This window comes from Comamonas aquatilis (genome assembly GCF_965139575.1).
Classification (GTDB): domain Bacteria; phylum Pseudomonadota; class Gammaproteobacteria; order Burkholderiales; family Burkholderiaceae_C; genus Comamonas; species Comamonas aquatilis.
Window position 1 is genome coordinate 88,052 of the sequence record NZ_CBCSIW010000007.1, and the last position, 18,849, is coordinate 106,900.

16 protein-coding genes are annotated in these 18,849 nt (G+C 60.5%); 8 read left to right on the plus strand and 8 right to left on the minus strand.

Features of this window, described 5'->3' with window-relative positions:
• Window position 1: 1 nt before the first annotated feature.
• The 3 genes from ACNAZA_RS11105 to ACNAZA_RS11115 form a co-directional block, all read right to left on the minus strand.
• Complete coding sequence (locus ACNAZA_RS11105; RefSeq protein WP_415796627.1) at window positions 2-1,735, minus strand: FAD-binding protein; 1,734 nt, start codon at window positions 1,733-1,735, stop codon at window positions 2-4.
• A gap of 13 nt (window positions 1,736-1,748) precedes the next feature.
• Window positions 1,749-3,479, minus strand: coding sequence for an FAD-binding protein (locus ACNAZA_RS11110; RefSeq protein WP_415796628.1), 1,731 nt, complete (start codon window positions 3,477-3,479; stop codon window positions 1,749-1,751).
• A 101-nt stretch (window positions 3,480-3,580) separates the two neighbouring features.
• Window positions 3,581-4,777, minus strand: coding sequence for an acyl-CoA dehydrogenase family protein (locus ACNAZA_RS11115; RefSeq protein ID WP_415796629.1), 1,197 nt, complete (start codon window positions 4,775-4,777; stop codon window positions 3,581-3,583).
• Window positions 4,778-5,053: 276 nt separating this feature from the next.
• Here ACNAZA_RS11115 and ACNAZA_RS11120 point away from each other — a divergent pair, with 276 nt between their 5' ends.
• The 5 genes from ACNAZA_RS11120 to tesG all read left to right on the plus strand — a co-directional run bounded on the left by ACNAZA_RS11120 (window position 5,054) and on the right by tesG (window position 9,722).
• Entirely contained in the window at window positions 5,054-6,031 is a 978-nt protein-coding gene (locus tag ACNAZA_RS11120) for a flavin reductase (RefSeq protein WP_415796630.1), read from the plus strand.
• A 68-nt stretch (window positions 6,032-6,099) separates the two neighbouring features.
• Window positions 6,100-6,939 (plus strand): alpha/beta fold hydrolase, encoded by an 840-nt coding sequence (locus ACNAZA_RS11125; protein ID WP_415796631.1) that lies wholly within the window; start codon window positions 6,100-6,102, stop codon window positions 6,937-6,939.
• Window positions 6,940-6,945: 6 nt separating this feature from the next.
• The gene (tesE, locus tag ACNAZA_RS11130; RefSeq protein ID WP_415796632.1) at window positions 6,946-7,740 is read left to right on the plus strand and encodes a 2-hydroxyhexa-2,4-dienoate hydratase TesE; all 795 of its coding nucleotides are present in this window, start codon (window positions 6,946-6,948) and stop codon (window positions 7,738-7,740) included.
• Window positions 7,741-7,746: 6 nt separating this feature from the next.
• Complete coding sequence (gene tesF, locus ACNAZA_RS11135) at window positions 7,747-8,670, plus strand: acetaldehyde dehydrogenase TesF (protein ID WP_415796633.1); 924 nt, start codon at window positions 7,747-7,749, stop codon at window positions 8,668-8,670.
• 14 nt (window positions 8,671-8,684) lie between these two features.
• Entirely contained in the window at window positions 8,685-9,722 is a 1,038-nt protein-coding gene (tesG, locus tag ACNAZA_RS11140) for a 4-hydroxy-2-oxovalerate aldolase TesG (protein ID WP_415796634.1), read from the plus strand.
• Window positions 9,723-9,941: 219 nt separating this feature from the next.
• Here tesG and ACNAZA_RS11145 read toward each other — a convergent pair whose 3' ends face one another.
• From ACNAZA_RS11145 to ACNAZA_RS11165, 5 genes are all read right to left on the minus strand, one after another.
• The gene (locus ACNAZA_RS11145) at window positions 9,942-10,145 is read right to left on the minus strand and encodes a hypothetical protein (RefSeq protein ID WP_415796635.1); all 204 of its coding nucleotides are present in this window, start codon (window positions 10,143-10,145) and stop codon (window positions 9,942-9,944) included.
• A gap of 119 nt (window positions 10,146-10,264) precedes the next feature.
• Window positions 10,265-11,452: an MFS transporter gene (locus ACNAZA_RS11150; RefSeq protein WP_415796636.1), complete on the minus strand. Its 1,188-nt coding sequence runs from the start codon at window positions 11,450-11,452 to the stop codon at window positions 10,265-10,267.
• Window positions 11,453-11,490: 38 nt separating this feature from the next.
• Window positions 11,491-12,342 carry an SDR family NAD(P)-dependent oxidoreductase gene (locus tag ACNAZA_RS11155; protein WP_415796637.1) on the minus strand — a complete coding sequence of 284 codons (852 nt, stop codon included), beginning with the start codon at window positions 12,340-12,342 and terminating at the stop codon, window positions 11,491-11,493.
• 115 nt (window positions 12,343-12,457) lie between these two features.
• A complete protein-coding gene (locus tag ACNAZA_RS11160) occupies window positions 12,458-13,402 on the minus strand; it encodes a bifunctional OB-fold nucleic acid binding domain-containing protein/MaoC family dehydratase (protein WP_415796638.1) in 945 nt (314 codons plus the stop codon).
• A 2-nt stretch (window positions 13,403-13,404) separates the two neighbouring features.
• Window positions 13,405-14,619, minus strand: coding sequence for a thiolase family protein (locus tag ACNAZA_RS11165; protein ID WP_415796639.1), 1,215 nt, complete (start codon window positions 14,617-14,619; stop codon window positions 13,405-13,407).
• Between the two features lie 213 nt (window positions 14,620-14,832).
• On the opposite strand from ACNAZA_RS11165, the gene ACNAZA_RS11170 reads away from it, so the two are divergent.
• From ACNAZA_RS11170 to ACNAZA_RS11180, 3 genes are read left to right on the plus strand one after another with little or no spacing between them, the layout of a single operon-like run.
• On the plus strand, window positions 14,833-15,834 hold the full coding sequence (locus ACNAZA_RS11170) for a WD40/YVTN/BNR-like repeat-containing protein (RefSeq protein WP_415796640.1): 1,002 nt from the start codon (window positions 14,833-14,835) through the stop codon (window positions 15,832-15,834).
• Window positions 15,831-18,305: an efflux RND transporter permease subunit gene (locus ACNAZA_RS11175; RefSeq protein WP_415796641.1), complete on the plus strand. Its 2,475-nt coding sequence runs from the start codon at window positions 15,831-15,833 to the stop codon at window positions 18,303-18,305. The genes ACNAZA_RS11170 and ACNAZA_RS11175 overlap by 4 nt, the downstream gene beginning before the upstream one ends.
• On the plus strand, window positions 18,305-18,763 hold the full coding sequence (locus tag ACNAZA_RS11180) for a nuclear transport factor 2 family protein (RefSeq protein ID WP_415796642.1): 459 nt from the start codon (window positions 18,305-18,307) through the stop codon (window positions 18,761-18,763). The genes ACNAZA_RS11175 and ACNAZA_RS11180 overlap by 1 nt, the downstream gene beginning before the upstream one ends.
• The last annotated feature ends 86 nt before the right edge of the window (window positions 18,764-18,849 follow it).

The following is an 18,849-nucleotide window of genomic DNA, read 5'->3' on the forward strand; positions in this document are numbered from 1 at the left end:
CTCAGTAACTCATGCTTTCCAGCGCTCCAATGCGTTGCGTCGCAAAAACCAACGCAGGCTGGGCGGCGGACAAGGCTGCCGCCTTGCCGGCACGACGACCAGAAAAAACGCAGTCAGCCAACGACAGGCCGCTGACATAGCGTGACGACGCAATACCAATAGCGGTACGTCCTGCGGCATACAGACCCGGAATATCGCGTCCCTGCGCATCAATCACCGCACCGTTGTCCTCATTTACCTGTAGGCCGCCAAGACTCAGAACGGCCAGGGGGAACATCTTCTGGCTGATGGAGATGTCGATGGCAAACAGCGCCCCACCTTTGAACTCGTGGCGCATGTCTGAGGACTTGCCCATGGGGTCGTCACTCTCTCCGCGAGCAGCGGCATTTGCATCATCAAACTGACGCTGCAGAACAGCCGCATCCAGCTTGAGCTTGCTGGCCAGATCGGCCACGGAGCGGCCCTTGACGGCGACCTTGTACATCAGCGCCAGCGCCGGCATGGACTGGAAGGCCCATAACCCACCAAACAGGCACTGCCATGTGGCCTGCCTACGCAGCTTGCTATCAATAATGAGCCAGGCCTTGCCGCCCTGCTTTTCCATCAGCTCATAGCCCAACTTGGCGCCATAGACCTGTTCGTTGCAGAAGCGCTCCCCTTTGGAATTGACCACCAGGCCCTTGGGCCAGACAGAAGGCGGCGTGATGAAACGCCAGGCCGAAATATTGTGCAAATCCTGGCCCATACCGCCCACGCTCTGACCCAGGCGCAAACCCGAGCCATCGCAGCCTGCAGCACCGGTCAGCCACCCGGGCTTGTAGGCCGGCGCATGTTTCTCCATCAAGTCGGAGTTGAAGATGTAGCCGCCAGTAGACAGCACCACCCCCTTGTGGGCACGGATAAAGCGCTTTTCACCGATCTCACTCTCAATTTGAGCCGCTTCGCGCCGGCCCGCCTGGGCTCGTGGCGCCTGGTACAGACGCCACTTGGCCACCAAATCGTCGAGCTGCTTGTGGCGCTCGGTACGTGGATCGCCCTCGGGCAGCACCATCACCTCCACCCCCAGAATACGGCCGCTGTCTTGCTCGCGCACCAGTCGCTGTACACGAGCCTGGGTCAGAGTGCGCGCGCCATGAGACAACGTGGACTGCTTGAGCGCCGCAAAAAAAGTCGCTCCCGACTGCCCCTTGGCCACGACTCTATGGCCGCGCGGTGCTGGAGCTTTGGCCAGCACTGAGTTGCCATAAGCGGGCACCACCTCATTACCCGAGTAGTACAGATAGACGCCATCAGGCGGATAGGAGGTTTTGTGGGATGGCATGGTGGATGCAAAAGTCGCCCCCTGCTTTTCCAACCACTCCAGATTGGCCACGCTTTCCTGGCTGAAACGGGCCAGCGTCTCGTCGCTGACCACGCCATTGGACTCATGCTTGAGATAGGCCACCATTGCCTCTGGCGTATCGTCAAAGCCGGCTTCCTTCTGGTAACGGGTGCCGCCTCCTGCATAGACCACACCACCGGAAAGCACGCTGGCACCGCCGCCGCCGAAGCGATCAATCACCAGCACTTGTGCACCTTGCTCGCACGCTTCAATGGCGGCGCTGGCACCGGCGCCGCCCCAGCCAACGACCACGACATCGGCTGCATCTGACCACTGAACTTCGTCGGCCGAGCGCACCTCGACTGCCTCACCAATCGGATTGATGGTGCTGACATGCTTCTTGGGACTTGCCATAACCGCCTCCCGCTCAAATAGCCTTGCTCAGCAAGTGCGGGTTCTCTAGCGGCAGGGGCTGACCTTTCATATCCGCCACGGCGCGGAAAGCAAAAGTCATGGCCGGTCCCAGCGTCGAGCCTGCGCCTGCATAGGCCGGCCCCATCACGGAAGCCGAGTTGTTGCCCACGCAGTACAGGCCTTCAACCACCTTGCCGCCGGTGTCGAGCACACGGGCTTCGCGATCGGTCAGCAGACCGCCCTTGGTACCGATCTCGCCGGGCCACAGCCGCATGGCATAGAACGGACCTTTCTCGATGGGGCCGAGGTTGGGATTTTTCAGTCTCGGATCGCCGTAGTAGCGGTCAAACACATTGCCGCCGCGATCGAAGTCGAGATCCTTGCCGCTCTGGGCGTATTCCGTCATCTTGCGGGCGCTGTCTTTGAGGCCTGCCGCATCCACGCCGATCTGGGCAGCCAGATCTTCCAGCGTCTCGCCCTTCCAGTACACATTGTTCAACCAGCTACGGCGCAGCTTGCTGTCGGGCACCGCAGAACCAGGCATCAAGGGGCCCATGGGGTTCTGAGCGCGGAAGCCGGCGTCAAACACAATCCAGGCGGGAACACCGCCATTGCCCTGGGCATGCTCGGCCAGCATGGCCTGCTGAAACTCGGGATAGGGGCCGGATTCGTTGAGAAAGCGCTGACCTTTGGCATTGACCACCATGCAGCCCGGCAGCGAGCGCTCGACGAAAATGCCGCGAAATGCGGGCTCCTTGGGCACATCCATGGTCGGCACACCCCAAGACCAATCCATCAAGTGCAATTGCGCCCCCACGGCCTGCCCTGCCCGGTGGGCATCACCGGTGTTGCCGTCAACCGGGGTCGCCGTCCACTCGGCCCTTGTCGGCTTGTTCAGGTACTGATCGCGCATTTCCTGGTTGCGCTCAAAACCACCGGCAGCCAGCATCACGCCGCGCTTGGCATTGATCTGCGCACTCTGACCATTTATCTCAACGATGACGCCCGTCACACGCCCCGATGCGTCCTGCACCAGCTCCTTGAGCGGTGTGTTGCACCACATCTCTACACCCGCCTTGTTCGCTGCCGCCAGCAGTCCGGCGATCAAGGCCTGGCCACCGGCCATGCGGCGGTCGCGCTTGGTCTTGTTGCGCCAGGGGTAATCCAGAAAATATTTGAGCATGATGCCCACGATGGTGAAGCGCGATTTCAACTCGCGCGACAACATGGAATGCGCTTCAAACGCATTGATGCTCATCTTGCCAAACAGCATGCTGCCGGTGGAGCCTGAACGCATGGTCTCCAGTGCCTTGAGCCCCAGCTTGGCCGCATTGAAGTCCACCGGATCCATGGTGCGACCACCGGGCTTGGCCCCTTCGATATGCGGGTAGTAGTCCGCATATTTGGTCATGGCGCGATATGGAATGCCAATCTGGCGCAGGTACTCCGCCATTTTGTTGGCGGTTTCCACATAGGCCAGCACCCTATCGTCCGTTGCCATGCCGCGCACGCAACGCTTCATATAGCCGAAAGCCGTTTCCAGATCGTCCTTGATGCCTGCGCGCGCTTGATCGTAATTGACGGGAATCCAGATGCCGCCACCCGACAAAGCCGAGGTTCCGCCAAACAGGCTGGCTTTCTCAACCAGCAAAGTCTTGAGTCCTTGTTCCTGCGCGCGGATCGCACCAAGCAGGGCTCCCGCACCCGAGCCCACAACGATCAGGTCATATTCTTGTTCTGCCATACCTTGTCTCCCGGAACCTTTGTTTTATGGATGGACTGTTGCAAAAAGCATCTGCGACAGCTGCCCCTAAGGGCGGCTGCCGAAATTTCACCGAACCGGAATCAGACGAAGGGCTCCTGATTGGCGATGCCCAGCACATGCGAGCCATAGGCACGCACATAGGCGTCCGTATTGTTCGCGATATGCGCACGCCCCTGATGGATGTCACGGAACACACGCTCGATAGGATTGATTTTGTACAGCCCGCTGCCTGCGCTGGCGCGCAGCAGCTCGTTTGCGTGATGCCCCGTCAGTTTGGGCACATGAGAAGCCTGCGCACGCTGCAGCAAGCGCTCTTCGAGCGATAGCTGCACGCCGGTCTTTGCCGCGTCCACGATGCGGGCATAGTTGCGGAACAGCACGAGCTTGAGCTGATCGATCGCAATCAAGGCTTCCGTCACCGCCGTTTGGGCATTCGGGTCTTCTGCCGTCTTGTTGCCATGCTTGCCCACGTGCGCGGTGGCACGGCGCTTGAACTCGGCCACGGCACCGTCGAGTGCACCCAGACAGGCGGTGGACACCGCACGCTGGAACACATGGGTAAAGGGAATGCGATACAGCCAGCTGCTGTTCTCCGCACGGCCCGGGCAACCGGCATCGGAATGATCATTGGTGCGCTGTGTACGGTGCTCGGGAACGAAAGCGTTTTCCACCACGATGTCATGGCTGCCTGTGGCACGCAGGCCCAGCACATCCCAGTTGTCTTCGATGCGGTAGTCGGACTTGGGCAACAGAAAGGTCACATGCTCCAGCGCACCGGATCCGTCCTTCTTTGGCAACAAGCCACCGAGAAAGATCCAGTCGCAGTGCTTGGAACCGCTTGAAAAGCTCCAGCGACCATTGAAGCGATAGCCGCCTTCCACCGCCTCGGCCTTGCCCGTGGGCATATAGGTCGAGGCAATGCGAACACTGCTGTCCTTGCCCCAGACATCTTTCTGCGCCTGATCGGGGAACAACGCCAGCTGCCATGGATGGACACCGACCACACCGTAGACCCAGGCCGTGGACATGCAGCCCTTGGCCAGCTCCATCTGCACGGTATAGAACACGCGTGGATCCATTTCATAGCCACCAAAGCGCTTTGGCTGGAGCACGCGAAACAGACCGGCCTCAGCCATCTCGGCAATCGATTCGTCGCTGATCTTGCCTTCGCAGTCAGCCTGCTGGGCACGGGCCGCGAGCTTGGGAGCGAGAGCCTTGGCGCGATCTATCACTGCAAGCGCATCGGGAGTGAGGTAGTTGTCGGTCATTGTGTTCATTCGAGTCTCCAGTTACCGCTCCACCGGGCGGCTTTTGGTGTGGTGGGCAAGGCTCTGCGCCTATGGAAAAGGATGCTCTCACCATGCAAAAGCAGCTTCATCGTCCGATCAGACTAACGACCTCCTCCCGGCGAATCACCACCTCGAAGACCGCTCCAACGCCGTCAAAAAGAGGGCCTAGGGCAAATACCAGGTCCAAGTTCCCCTGCTAGTCCATGTGAAGGATTCCCCGCAAGCCCGGTTGCCGCACTCTCACAGCAAGGAGACATTCACCCTATGCAAAGTACTGCAGCCACCTTCGATCCCAAAGACTTCCGCCGCGCCTTGGGCATGTTCGGCACCGGGGTCACCATCGTCACGACCCGTGCCGAAAACGGTGAACCCGTGGGAATCACGGCCAATAGCTTCAACTCCGTATCGCTGGAGCCGCCCATGGTGCTGTGGAGCTTGGCCAAGAACGCACGCAGCCTGCCCGTGTTCCAGAGCGCCCAGACCTGGAATGTGCACATCCTCTCCAACGAGCAGGAAGCCCTGTCCAACCGCTTTGCCCGCGCCGGCGAGGACAAATTTTCCGGCCTGCCCCTGGACTCCAAACAGGAGCATGCGCCGCTGCTGCAGGACTGCAGCGCACGCTTCCAATGCAAGACGGCGTTTCAATACGACGGTGGCGACCACATCATCTTCGTCGGCGAAGTGACGAACTACGACGCCAACCCCACGCCGCCGTTGCTCTATGTCACGGGCGGCTACGCCCTGGCTTCGCCCAAGTCGCAGGCCATTGCCACCGAACCGGCTGCCGACACCAACACCGCGTACTCAGAAAATCTGATTGGTTATCTGATGGGCCGCGCTCACTTTCAATTTCTGAGCGGCATACGCAACCCCATGGCCGAGTTCGGCATGACTGATGCCGATTTCTACGTGCTGTCCCTGCTCAGCATCCAGCAACCTCAATCGCCTGCCGAGATCGCCTCGCACATGGCCTACACCGGTACCGACATCGGCACCGTCGCCCTGCAGTCGCTGATCAGCAAGGGCTGGGTAGAGGAAAGTCGTGATCGCGCCCAATCGCTGCAGCTGACTGCACAGGGCAACGAAGCCATCTTGCATGTGCTGGCGGCAGCCAAGGCGGTGGAAACCGATCTGACCGCCAGCCTGGGCGAGATGGAGGCTGTGACGCTGCGCAATCTGCTGAAAAAAGCCATTGCCGCCACCGACCCCGGCCTGCCCAAACTCTGGCAAGCCAAGGCCTGAATTCCCCTTCTCCATCCGAAGGCCGGAGACAAGCCTTCGCCGTTCAACTCTAGCTATACAGAACACTGATGAGCCAATTTTCCATTCCCGAAGGCCAATACGTAGACATCGGAGAGATCGCCGGCCAAACCCAGCGGGTGCACTATCACGAGCAAGGCTCGGGCGACCCCGTGATCTTCCTGCACGGCGCGGGCGGCGGTGCCAGCGGCTACAGCAACTTCAAGGGCAACTACCCGGAATTTGCCAAGGCCGGTTTCCGCGCCATCGTGCCCGACATGCTGGGCTACGGTCTCTCCTCCAAGACCGAAGAGCCCAAGCAGTACCACCTGGACTTTTTCATCGCCGGCATCAAGGGCTTGGTGAACAAGCTGGGCCTGAAGAACATCACCATTTTGGGCAACTCGCTGGGTGGCGCCGTGGCGCTGGGCTATGCGCTCAAATACCCCGAAGATGTCAAAAGCCTGATCCTCATGGCCCCTGGCGGTGTGGAAGACCTGCAGACCTATCTGGACATGCCCGGTATTGCCAATATGTTCAGCATCTATCAGTCGGGCAAGACAGGCAAGGAAGCCATGCGCGCCGTGATGAGCATGCAGGTGGTGGACCAATCGCTGCTGACCGACGAAATCATCAACGAACGCGCACCGATTGCCGAGACCCAGACCCAGGCTGCGCGCTCCGTGCTCATCGTGCCCAACATGACCGAGCAACTGCCTGAGCTGAAGTGCAACGTGCTGGGCTTCTGGGGCATGCAAGACGCCTTCAACCCCGTGGGTGGCGCAGACAAGCTGGCCAAGGGCATCAAGAACTGCCGCGTGATCCTGGTCAACCAGTGCGGCCACTGGGTACAGGTCGAACATCGCGAGATGTTCAACCGCAGCTGCATCGACTTCATGCAAAACGGCTGATCCTCCATGAGCAACAAAGAATTCATCCAGACCCAGGGCCAGCGCCTCTACGACGCGCTGCGCACCGCCAAGACCCTGGCACCGCTGACCGACAGCCACCCCGAAATGTCGGTGGAAGATGCTTATCACATCTCCCTGCACATGCTGCGCCTGCGCGAAGCATCGGGCGAGCGCGTGATCGGCAAAAAGATAGGCGTGACCTCCAAGCCCGTGCAGGACATGCTGGGCGTGTTCCAACCCGACTTCGGCTTTCTGACCGACAGCATGGAATACGAAGACGGCGCCGCCGTCTCACTCAAAGCATCCGGCCTGATCCAGCCCCGCGCCGAAGGCGAAATCGCCTTCATGCTCAAAAAGGATCTGCAAGGCCCGGGCGTGACCAAGGAAGACGTGCTGGCCGCGACCGAATGGGTGGCGCCCTGCTTCGAGATCGTCGATTCGCGCATCAACGACTGGAAGATCAAGATTCAGGACACCGTGGCCGACAACGCCTCTTGCGGTGTCTTCGTCATCGGCAAGCAACACACCGACCCGGCCTCGCTGGACCTGGCCGCTGCCGCCATGCAGATGAGCAAGAACGGCAAGCCCGCAGGCTCGGGCCTGGGCAGCGCCGTGCAAGGCCATCCTGCCGAAGCCGTGGCCTGGCTGGCCAACACCCTGGGCGCTTTCGGCATTCCTTTCAAGGCAGGCGAAGTGATTCTCTCGGGTTCCCTCGCCCCTCTGGTTCCCGCCGCCGCTGGCGACCGTTTCGACATGGTCATCGCAGGCATGGGCACCTGTTCCATTCAATTCACGGAGTAAGACACCATGACGCAAAAGAAAATCAAGTGCGCACTGATCGGGCCCGGCAATATCGGCACCGATCTACTCATGAAACTGCAGCGCTCCTCTATTCTGGAGCCTGTGTGGATGGTCGGTATCGACCCAGAATCCGACGGCCTCAAGCGTGCTCGCGAAATGGGCATCAAGACCACGGCCGATGGCGTGGATGGCCTGCTGCCTTTCGTCAAGGAAGACGGCATCCAGATCGCTTTTGACGCCACCAGCGCCTATGTACACGCCGAGAACAGCCGCAAGCTCAACGAGTTGGGCGTGCTGATGATCGACCTGACCCCCGCCGCCATCGGCCCCTACTGCGTGCCCAGCGTCAACCTGGCCGAGAAAGTGGCCGAGAAGGCCATGAACGTGAACATGGTCACCTGCGGCGGCCAGGCCACCATCCCCATGGTGGCGGCGGTCTCGCGCGTGCAGGCCGTGAGCTACGGCGAAATCGTGGCCACCGTCTCCAGCCGCTCGGTAGGCCCCGGCACCCGCAAGAACATCGACGAATTCACCCGCACCACCTCGGGTGCGGTCGAGAAGATCGGCGGCGCCCAAAAAGGCAAGGCCATCATCGTGATCAACCCGGCCGAGCCGCCGCTGATCATGCGCGACACCATCCACTGCCTGACCGTGGATACGCCCAAAGTTGCAGAGATCGAAGCCTCGGTGCACGCCATGATCAAGGAAGTGCAGAAGTACGTGCCCGGCTACAAGCTGGTCAACGGCCCCGTGATCGACGGCAACCGCGTCTCCATCTACATGGAAGTCGAAGGCCTGGGCGACTACCTGCCCAAGTACGCCGGCAATCTGGACATCATGACCGCCGCCGCCGCGCGCACGGCCGAGATGTTTGCCGAAGAAATCCTGGCCGGCCGCTTCGAGCTGGCCGAAGCCGCTGTTGCCGTCTGATCTAGGAGAAGAACATGTCCCTCAAAGGTAAGAAGATCACCGTTCACGACATGACGCTGCGTGACGGCATGCACCCCAAGCGCCACCAGATGACGCTGGAGCAGATGAAGTCCGTGGCCTGCGGCCTGGACGCCGCGGGTGTGCCCCTGATTGAAGTCACCCACGGCGACGGCCTGGGCGGCAGCTCGGTCAACTACGGTTTCCCCGCCCACACCGACGAAGAGTACCTGTCCACCGTCATCCCGCTGATGAAGCAGGCCAAGGTTTCGGCCTTGCTGCTGCCCGGCATCGGCACCGTCGATCACCTGAAGATGGCCCATGAGCTGGGCGTCTCCACCATCCGCGTGGCCACGCACTGCACCGAGGCCGATGTCTCCGAGCAGCATATTTCCATGGCCCGCAAGATGGGCATGGACACCGTGGGCTTTCTGATGATGGCCCATATGAACAGCGCCGAAGGCCTGGTCAAGCAGGCCAAGCTGATGGAAAGCTACGGCGCCAACTGCATCTACATCACCGACTCTGCCGGCTATATGCTGCCCGACGACGTGAAGGAACGCCTGTCCGCCGTGCGCCAGGCCCTGAACCCCGCAACCGAGCTGGGCTTTCACGGCCACCACAACCTGGCCATGGGCATCGCCAACTCGCTGGCAGCCATTGAAGTCGGTGCCAACCGCATCGACGCTGCAGCCGCCGGCCTGGGCGCAGGCGCCGGCAACACGCCCATGGAAGTGCTGGTCGCCGTCTGCGCCCGCATGGGCATTGAAACCGGTGTGGATGTGTTCAAGATTCAGGACGTGGCCGAAGACCTGGTCGTGCCGCTGATGGACTTCCCTATCCGCATCGACCGCGATGCGCTGACCCTGGGTTATGCCGGCGTGTACGGCAGTTTCCTGCTGTTTGCCAAGCGTGCCGAAGCCAAGTACGGCATTCCCGCACGCGAGCTGCTGCTGGAGCTGGGCCGCCGCGGCATGGTGGGCGGTCAGGAAGACATGATTGAAGACACGGCTCTGACCCTGGTGCGCCAGCGCAGGGAGGCCGTGGCAGCCTGAGCTGCCGCTTTATTTTTCATTTCAACTTCAAGTTCAGTCCAGTGCCACGCAAGTGGCACTGGATTTTTTTCCTCTTGTCCAGCCAGATGACAGACGCGCGAATGCCCGCACCCCTTGCAGGATGCGGGCATTCAAATTCAGATCTGATAGCTGCCTACGCAGTACAGATAAGCACTACAGCTCGATTGGACTGTGAATTCTACAAATCAGCCTTCGCCATCAGTAGCGGGCTGAAAGCAAGCCCTGCCACGAAGTCTGAGCGCTGGCCAGCCGAATGCTGCTCGGGAGGGTGACAGTGGCATCTGCCACCTGAATACCCGGCGTTTTCTGCTGCAGATTCTGTGCAGGCAGATACAGGGCCAAGGCCGCTGCGCCGAGCAGCAGGCCACGAAATGCATAAGTCCAACGCGAACGATGTTTCATCTTTTGTCTCCTGTGGCGGGCTGGCCTTGATGGCTCTTGGATTGACTCACTCCCCACAGTTGCCAGTATTGGCATTGGCAAACTTTGAACATCGTCCGTTTTGATGAGCGCGTATTCACTTAGGTCTTTACCCGAACCTCACTCACCACACCGACCTGCCGCATAGACCTCAGCCCGCCATGGCACACCATGGCCAATGGATAAATCAAGGCCGAAGCTGCGGCCAGGCCCAGCACCCAGCCAAAGCCGCCGCCCGCCAGCAAATAGCCCGCCAATGCAGGCCCTGCTATCGAGGCGGCGGAAAATACGGCAGGGACCAACAAGACGGCGCGACCACTGGGATCCAGCCTAGCTGCCAGGGCCGTCTGAAACACGCAGCCACAGGTAAAAGCGAACTCCCAGACCCAGGCCCCGATGGCAAACATCGGAAAGCCTTCGGCCCCCGCCAGCAGCGCCAGCCCCAGGCCGATTGCGACCAGCACGCAAACGGCGGCACGTACGGAAGCCGCGCGATCGCCCACGGCCGCCATGGAGAAAGCAGCCACACCCCCCAGCAGCTTGAGCACGGCAAAAACAATACCCATCTCGCCCGGACTGACGGACAGTGCGACACCAAAGCGTTCCAGAAAAGCCCACAGGCCGATATTCCCGACCAGAAATAAAAAATACACCAGCAGCCCTTGCCAAGCCACGGCAGGCATGTGCGCCAGCGTCAGCGGCGCGCCGGCCTCTGCGGCGACGGGCCCATGGGGCACCCAGAATGCCGACAAGCCCAGCACCGCCACCATGGCGGCCATGGCCAGCGCCGCACCGGGATAGTGAAAGACAGAAATCACCAGCGGCGGCAAGGCGAACAAGGCGATGGCCGTCACCGACAGCTCCACGCCCTGGCGCACGCCATAGGCGCGCACCTTGTTGGGCAAATCGGCCAGAATGCGCATGCCCAGGCAAGTCATGGTCGAGGCAAAAAAACCAATCAATGCCCAGATCACATAGAGCAAAGACGCCTCTTTGACCAGCGCACTGAGTGCAAAGGAGGCGGCCGTGCCCGCCGTGCTGATGACGGTGAGCAAGCGCCAGTTGAGCCGATTCATCCAGAACGGCGCGCCCAGCGTACCCAGCAGATAGCCGGCAAAACAGACCGAGCCCATCAGCCCGACGGCCGTCGCATCGAGCTTGAAAGAGTCGGCCAGACTGCCCAGCATGACGGGCAGCGAGTTGAAAGGCAGCCCGCCTATGGTGGAGGCCAAACTGGCCGAAAGCATGAGAGCGATCAGTGTGCGATCGCGCACCGAGGAAGAGTTCATAGGTCATTCGCCTTTCTGGTGCGCGCGCATTGCCAGGGTCAGAAGCTGTAGCCGGGCAGCGCAGCCTTGCCGTCCAGGGTGTGAACTTTCACATCCAGCTCTCTGAGCAAGGGCAAGCTCAGCACGCAGCGCCCCGACAGCTCGGCCGGCGGGCGCGAGCACAGCTGCAGCGCGGCTTCTGCCATGGCTTCTTCGGGCTCCATGTGGGCGTGAGAGTCAATCGCACCGGACTGCAGAGCGCCAAAGCTGGCTACGGCTTCCACAGGGGCCAGCGTGTTGACGGCAATACCCACGGGTGCCAGCTCTGCGGCCAGACCGGCAGAGGTACGCTCCAGCGCGGCTTTGGTCGAGCCGTACAGCGTGGGCGGCGTGTTCTGGTGAAAGACAAACGAGCGGTTACCAGCGTCATAAGGCGCAGGATCCGGGTGCTTGGTGGTGGCGCTGGAGATATTGAGAATCCAGCCGCTGCCGCGTGGCGCCATGTTCTCTACCGCCTGCTGCGACATCTCGAGCGGGCCGAAGTAATTAATTTCAAACGCCAGATGGGTATAGCGCGGAGCCTGCTCGCGCGTGGGCTTGTAGCGCGCCCAAGCAGCGTTGTTGACCAGAATGTCTACGTGACCAAATTGCTCAATCGCGGCAGGAATAATCTTGGCTCGCGCCTCGGCATCCCCCAGATCGGCCTGCACGCACAAGCACTCGCCGCCGCGGGCACGAATGCGCTCGGCGGTCTCGTTGAGCGACCCTGGAAGCTTGCCATCGGCCTCCAGCGTGCGGGCGGTGATTACCACCTTGGCGCCCTCTGCTGCAAAGCGCTCCGCAATCGCCGCACCAATGCCGCGGCTGGCGCCGGTGATGATGGCAACCTTGTCTTTTAATGTTCCGGCCATAGCAGTCTCCTCCTGAAATTGGGTAAAAAAAAGACCACAGCACCTCGCAAAGCGGCTGCTTTGGAAACCTGTGGTCAGGCCAGGACGGGCTTGCGCACCGCCTGGCAGGTACGCGTCACATATAGAGAATCACCAGATCGTTGATGACCGAGGGACGATCCTGGCCCACGATGTGGATGTTGAGCTCCATGGTCATCTGCAGGCCGCTCTTGACCTGCTCCACTGCCTTGATGCGCATGCGCGCGCGGATCTTGCAGCCCGCCGGTACGGGGGTGGGAAAGCGCAGACGGTCCGAGCCGTAATTGACCATGTTGTTGAAGTCCACCACTTCAAAGTCCATGGGGATCTTGAGCTGGCTGGCCAGCACTTGCACCAGCGAACCGTGGGCAATCGTGGTGCCAAACGGGCTCTTGGCCTTGGCCATTTCCGGGTCGGTGTGAATCCAGTAGTCATCGCCCGAGAGCTTGGCAAACGCGTTGATCACTTCTTGCGTCACCGTGTACTCGTTGGACCAGGGGCTGTACTCGGTGGACACCAGCGCCTTCATGGCGTCCACATCCTTGCAGGACACCACGCGCTTGGGCGCAGCGGCTTCCACAGGGGTCTGCACAGGTGCTGCGTCGCTTTGCTCGGCCTTGATCACCGAAGGATGAGCGCCATCGCGGGCCGTAAAGCGCAGCAGGCTGATCTCGCCGGGGCGCTCGTCGAACACGGGGCGCAGCGCCATGCCGATCTTCAGCGCTTCGGGCTCCACACCCAAGATGGTGGTGTTCATGCGCACGCCCTCTTCCAGCTCCACCACGGCGAGCAACTGGGGCAGCTCGTCGGTGAACTCCGGCAGCGTGGGAATTCTGGCAATGGTGAAGCTGTAGAGCTGCCCTTCGCCAGAGACCTTGTGCCACTGCACATCGCGCGAGCCGCACACCGGGCAGTGACGGCGCGGGAAGAACAACCAGTGACCTTGATCGCAGCGCTGCACGCGCACTTCTTGCGCCTTCAAGCCCTGCCAGAAAGGTGCGGAGATTTCGGTGGGGATGGGTAAAGGTTTATTCCAGGCCATGCTTACTCTCCTCGCAGGATCAATGCGCCCTGCTCGCTCATCACACCGCCCGTGCCGGACACATAGGCCAGATCGTGGCGCGACAGTTGGCGCTCGCCTGCGCGGCCCTGAATCTGATGGATGGCCTCGATCACCTGCGTCATGCCGCCCGAGCTGCCCGGCTGGCCAAAGCTCAGCTGACCGCCGTGGGTATTCATGGGGAAGTTGCCCTTGAAGGTGAAGTCGTTATTGCGCAGGAAGTCCAGGCCCTTGCCCTTCTCGCAAAAGCCTGCGTCCTCCAGCGTCAGCATCACGGTGATGGTGTAGCAGTCATAGATCTGCGCCATGTGCATGTCGGAAGGCTTCAGACCCGCCATCGCAAAAGCCCGATGCGATGCCGGGCCGATGGGCGTATTCAGCATATCGGTGGCATAGGTGGGGGACTTGCTGTGCACATGCTCGCCGCTGCCCACGATCTTGACGGGGCGATGCTTGCAGCTCTTGGCACGGTCGGCGCGCGTGACGATCATGGCGCCACCGCCTGCGGCGGGCAGCACAATCTCCAGCACATGCAGCGGGTCTGCCACCATGCGCGAGTTCAGCACGTCATCCACCGTGATGGGCTGGCCGTAAAACATGGCTTGCGGGTTGTGACAGGCGTTGAAGCGCTGATCCACACAGATGCGAGCCATGGCTGCCGCATCATAACCATGCGTAGCCGCATAGCGCTGGGCAATCATGGCGTAGCCGGTGTTCTGCGCCATGTGGCCGTAAGGCAGATCCATCTCCGCCTCAGGAGCGCCAAAACGCGTGCTATGTCCGCCAAAGCGGCTGGACTTCATCACCTCGGCCACATGGTCGTCATGCTCCGAAAACGGCGCCATGCGCGAAGGGATGACGCACACCACGGTGTCGCACATGCCCATCTCGATGGCCGCGGCCGCACGCCAGACCATGGACACGGAGCTGGCACCACCCAGGTCAACGACCTCGGCAAAGTTCAGCCGCACGCCCAGATACTCGCCCACCATGGCGGGCACAAAGCAGCTGGCTTCATGAAAGTACGGAGCGCTGGTAATCAGACCGTCCACCTCGGACAGTTCCATGCCCGCGTCCTCCAGTGCCTGCAGCGTCAGATCCGCAATCTGCTCCAGATGGAACATGCGTGGGGCCGTCGCGTATTTCTCAGGCTTGTACTGCGCAGCGCCTACCAGCGCCGCTTTTCCTTGCAAACCCATAAGTCATCCCTTTAAGAAAGTACCGCTTCATTGTGAGAACGAAGAGCCGTCAGACCATCGTCTGAGCAGACTAAAACACCACTCTACGTAGATACCCTCAACTCATGGAGCAAACGTCCATTCGGACGATGCCCCAAGAGCGGCGACACAAGAATCTCGCCCCTATGTTCTGAATTCGTGCACGGGCATGAGAGAACGTAAGAAGGAGACAACGTGAAAACAGCCGTAGGCATTGGAGCGGCAGCATTGGTGGCTTTTGCCTCTGCTCTCGCCTTTGCACCCAGAACCCCACCGCCACTGGCCCCTACCTCCATTGGTGCGGAGAAACTTCAATTCAATACTCTGGCCATGGCCGGAGATCGCTTGCTCGCCGCCGGAGCCATGGGAGAGATTCTTTACTCCGATGATCAGGGCACTCACTGGAAAGCAGCCAAGCTCAGCGAAAACCGCCAGGCCCTGCTGGTCAACATGGCATTTTCTGCCGACAAAAAAACCGGAATCGTGGTCGGCCATGAGGGCTGGATTCTGCGCACCACCGATGCCGGAAGCACCTGGCAGGAAATGAGCTTCGACAAGCAAGGCAGCGAGCCTTTGATGTCCATTGCACATCTGCCCTCGGGCGACTGGGTGGCAACGGGCGCCTTTGGACGCGCCCAAATCTCGAAAGATGGCGGAAAGACCTGGGAAAAGCTGGAACTTCCTGCCGAAGTGGAAGACAAGCACCTCAACCGCATTGTCGGCTCAGAAAACGGGCAGGAATGGCTGATCGTCGGCGAGCGCGGTCTGATTCTGAAGTCTCAAGACTCCGGCCGCAGCTGGCAGGCACAGCCAGAGTTCTACAACGGCTCTTTCTACAACGCCATGCCTTTGCGCAGCGGCGGCTGGCTAGTCTATGGCATGCGCGGCAATGTGTTTGTGCAATCTGCAGACGGCAAGCAATGGGACAAGTCTGAAGTCCCCGCACCTGTGTCCTTCTTCGGTCACGCGCAGGAAAAAGACGGAACCATTGTCCTCGTGGGCCAGGGCAGCATGCTGGGTCTGAGCGATGACGGCGGCAAAAGCTTCAAGCTAGAACGTGCCAAGGGCCGCGCCACGCTGACCGACATTGCGCTGACAGGCCAAGACAAAGGCTGGATCTCCAGCGACGCAGGCCTGCAACCCTTTCCTCCCGCTGCAAAGTTGGCCCCTCAATCTAGCCAAGGAGCCAATCCATGACTCTTTCCGAGCCCGTTAGTCGCCTGGACAAAGCAATCGCCGCCATTGCGCGCTGGCTGATTTCCTGGAGCAAATCAATTGTGGTGCTGACCTTGATCGCCACCGCACTGCTGGCCGTCTCGGCCATGCGCACCCATCTGGATCCGGGCTTCAACAAACTGATCCCCATGCGCCATGAATACATGGCCGCCTTTCTCAAGCATGCCAACACCTTCTCCGGCGCCAACCGCATCCTGGTCAGCGTGCAATGGAAGGGTGAAGGCGATATCTACAACCCTGAGTTTTTGCAAGCCCTGCGCGGCGTGACCGATGAGGTCTTTTTCACGCCAGGCGTCAACCGCGGCCAGGTGTACTCGCTTTTCACCCCCAATGTGAAATACATCGAGATCACCGAGGACGGCTATGTGGGCGAGGTGCTGATCCCCTCCAAATTTGAAGCCAACGAAGAGGGCTTGTCCAAGGTCCGCTCCAACGTGGCCAAATCCGGGCAAATCGGCTCGCTGGTCAGCAACGACCTGAAGTCGGCCATGGTGCGCGCCGACTTGCAGGAGGTGGATCCCAAGACTGGTGAGAAGCTGGACTATCACAAGGTCGCGCAGCGACTTGAAGAGATTCGCGCCAAGTTTGAAGGCAGCAAGATCGAAATTCACATCATTGGTTTTTCCAAAGTGCTGGGCGATGTGATGGACGGCCTGCTCACCGTCATCACCTTCTTTGCCATTGCATTCGTCATCACTGCCATCTTGCTGCGTGTTTACACACGCTCGACCAACCTTACGGTGGTGGGCTTGCTTGTGGCCTTGCTGCCCGTGATCTGGCTGCTGGGCCTGCTGCCTTTGATTGGCTATGGCATTGACCCCATGTCGATTCTTGTGCCATTTCTGATCTTCTCGATCGGCGTGTCCCACGCCGTCCAGATGACCGGCGCCTGGAAGCAGGACATTCGCGCAGGACTGACATCACGGCTGGCCGCAGAAAACGCCATCCGCAAACTGGCCATTCCCGGCACGCTGGCCTTGCTGACCAATGCATTGGGGTTCATGGTCATCATGCTGATCGACATCCCCATCGTGCACGAACTGGGTCTGACGGCTTGCCTGGGCGTGTTGCTGATGATCATCACCAACAAGGTCTTCCTGCCGGCTGTACTGGCCAATATTCGCCTCGAAAAAAATGCGCTGGCCCAGACCGCATCGGACGCCAATGGCCTCAATGCACGCTGGTGGGCGCTTTCCGCACTGGCGACTCCTGGCCCCGCCCTGATCACTTTGGCACTGTCGATGCTGCTGCTGGCGTTCGGCACTTACGAATCCCGCAACCTGCGCACCGGCGACATCGGAACCGGAGCGCCTGAACTGCGCGCAGACTCCCGTTACAACCTGGACAACGTCAACATCATCAGCAACTACTCCATCGGTATGGATGTGCTGTCGGTGTTTGTCGAAGCGCGCGATGTGGAAGAAGCCTGCATGAGCTGGCAGGTCATGAACGCGGCCGAACGTTTTCAGGCACGCATGAGCCGTGTTGATGGCGTGCAGTCCGTTTCCACCGCAGCAGGTCTGGCCAAGATTGCAGCCTCTGCCAACAACGAAGGAAACCCGCGCTGGACGGCGCTACAACGCAATGAAGCCGCTCTGCGCTCGGGCACCAAGGCTTTGTCTCCTGACCTCGGCTTGAACACCGAAGGCTGCAGAGTCTTGAACCTGCAGGTTTTCCTCAAGGACCACGAAGGCTCCACGCTGACCCATGTGGTCAACGAAGCCCGCAACTTCATCGCCGAGGAAAAAAACCCTCATGTCAGTTTCCAGCTGGCCGGCGGCAATGCCGGTGTGGCTTTTGCCACCAATGAAGCAGTGGAACACGCCGAAGTGCAGATGCTGGGCTCCATCTTCGGTGCCATCACGCTGTTGTGCTGGCTGACTTTCCGCAGCTGGCGCGCCGTGCTGTGCATCGTCGTGCCTCTGGCGCTGGTGTCCATTCTGTGCAATGCGTTGATGGCCTGGCTGGGCATCGGCCTGAAGGTTCCTACGCTGCCCGTCGTGGCCCTGGGCGTTGGCGTGGGTGTGGACTATGGCATCTACCTGTTCGAGAGCATGCAGCACGAACTGCGCGAGCGCGACATCACGCTGCGGGAGGCTTTCTATGAAGCCATGCGCCAGCGTGGCAATGCTGCCGTCTTCACGGCACTGACCATGTCGATTGGCGTTGGCACCTGGGCCTTCTCGGCGCTGAAATTCCAGGCTGATATGGGCATCTTGCTGGCGTTCATGTTCCTGGTGAACATGCTTGGCGCTATCTTCCTGTTGCCTGCCATGGCCTGCTGGCTCAACGTTGACATGGCAGAAGCCAAAGCCCGTGCCAAGCGTCGGCAACAGCGGCCTCGGCCCAAGGCCGGCACCGGCGGCGTGGGCCATGCCAGCGGCGGTCTGCTCAAGCCCGAACCCCAGTCCTCCGTGAACAGGAAGCTGTGATGCAAGCTGCAACAAGCACTATGGAGCAGCTTCTGCTGGAGCACGCTCTATCTCAGGTCCTCGTGCGCTATGCCACGGCATGCGATACGCGCAACTGGGACTTGCTGCAGCAGGTGTTCGCACCTGACTGCAGCACCCTCTATGGCGGGAAATCCCGATGCCAGGGGCTGAGCGAAGTTCGCCACATGATCAGCTCGCATCTGGACGGTTGCGGCCCTACCCAGCATCTGCTGGGCAATCTGGAAGTCGATGCCTCCGAACCGGCATGCGTTGTCAGCAAGATCCATGTGCGCGCCGTGCACAAAGGCCTGAACGAACGCTCAGCGCTGCGCTACGACGCGATTGGCTTTTACGAAGACGTATGGGTGCAATTGCCGCAGGGTTGGCGCATTCAGAAGCGCAGCATGACACTGCTGATGGGAATCGGAGACCACTCGGTGCTTCAGCCCGCAGCCTGATTACAGCTTTGCAACAAGCCGCGCAGTCACCCTGCGCGGCTTTTTCATGCCCTTCCCAACAAGTCGTTTGCTACTCAATAAGTAGC

Coding starts and splice junctions, on each gene's coding strand:
- ACNAZA_RS11115 (WP_415796629.1), bottom strand. CDS start 4,777: ATGAACACAATGACCGACAACTACCTCACTCCCGATGCGCTTGCAGTG.
- ACNAZA_RS11125 (WP_415796631.1), top strand. CDS start 6,100: ATGAGCCAATTTTCCATTCCCGAAGGCCAATACGTAGACATCGGAGAG.
- ACNAZA_RS11145 (WP_415796635.1), bottom strand. CDS start 10,145: ATGAAACATCGTTCGCGTTGGACTTATGCATTTCGTGGCCTGCTGCTC.
- ACNAZA_RS11160 (WP_415796638.1), bottom strand. CDS start 13,402: ATGGCCTGGAATAAACCTTTACCCATCCCCACCGAAATCTCCGCACCT.
- ACNAZA_RS11175 (WP_415796641.1), top strand. CDS start 15,831: ATGACTCTTTCCGAGCCCGTTAGTCGCCTGGACAAAGCAATCGCCGCC.
- tesG (WP_415796634.1), top strand. CDS start 8,685: ATGTCCCTCAAAGGTAAGAAGATCACCGTTCACGACATGACGCTGCGT.
- ACNAZA_RS11180 (WP_415796642.1), top strand. CDS start 18,305: ATGCAAGCTGCAACAAGCACTATGGAGCAGCTTCTGCTGGAGCACGCT.
- ACNAZA_RS11105 (WP_415796627.1), bottom strand. CDS start 1,735: ATGGCAAGTCCCAAGAAGCATGTCAGCACCATCAATCCGATTGGTGAG.
- tesE (WP_415796632.1), top strand. CDS start 6,946: ATGAGCAACAAAGAATTCATCCAGACCCAGGGCCAGCGCCTCTACGAC.
- ACNAZA_RS11120 (WP_415796630.1), top strand. CDS start 5,054: ATGCAAAGTACTGCAGCCACCTTCGATCCCAAAGACTTCCGCCGCGCC.
- tesF (WP_415796633.1), top strand. CDS start 7,747: ATGACGCAAAAGAAAATCAAGTGCGCACTGATCGGGCCCGGCAATATC.
- ACNAZA_RS11150 (WP_415796636.1), bottom strand. CDS start 11,452: ATGAACTCTTCCTCGGTGCGCGATCGCACACTGATCGCTCTCATGCTT.
- ACNAZA_RS11155 (WP_415796637.1), bottom strand. CDS start 12,342: ATGGCCGGAACATTAAAAGACAAGGTTGCCATCATCACCGGCGCCAGC.
- ACNAZA_RS11165 (WP_415796639.1), bottom strand. CDS start 14,619: ATGGGTTTGCAAGGAAAAGCGGCGCTGGTAGGCGCTGCGCAGTACAAG.
- ACNAZA_RS11110 (WP_415796628.1), bottom strand. CDS start 3,479: ATGGCAGAACAAGAATATGACCTGATCGTTGTGGGCTCGGGTGCGGGA.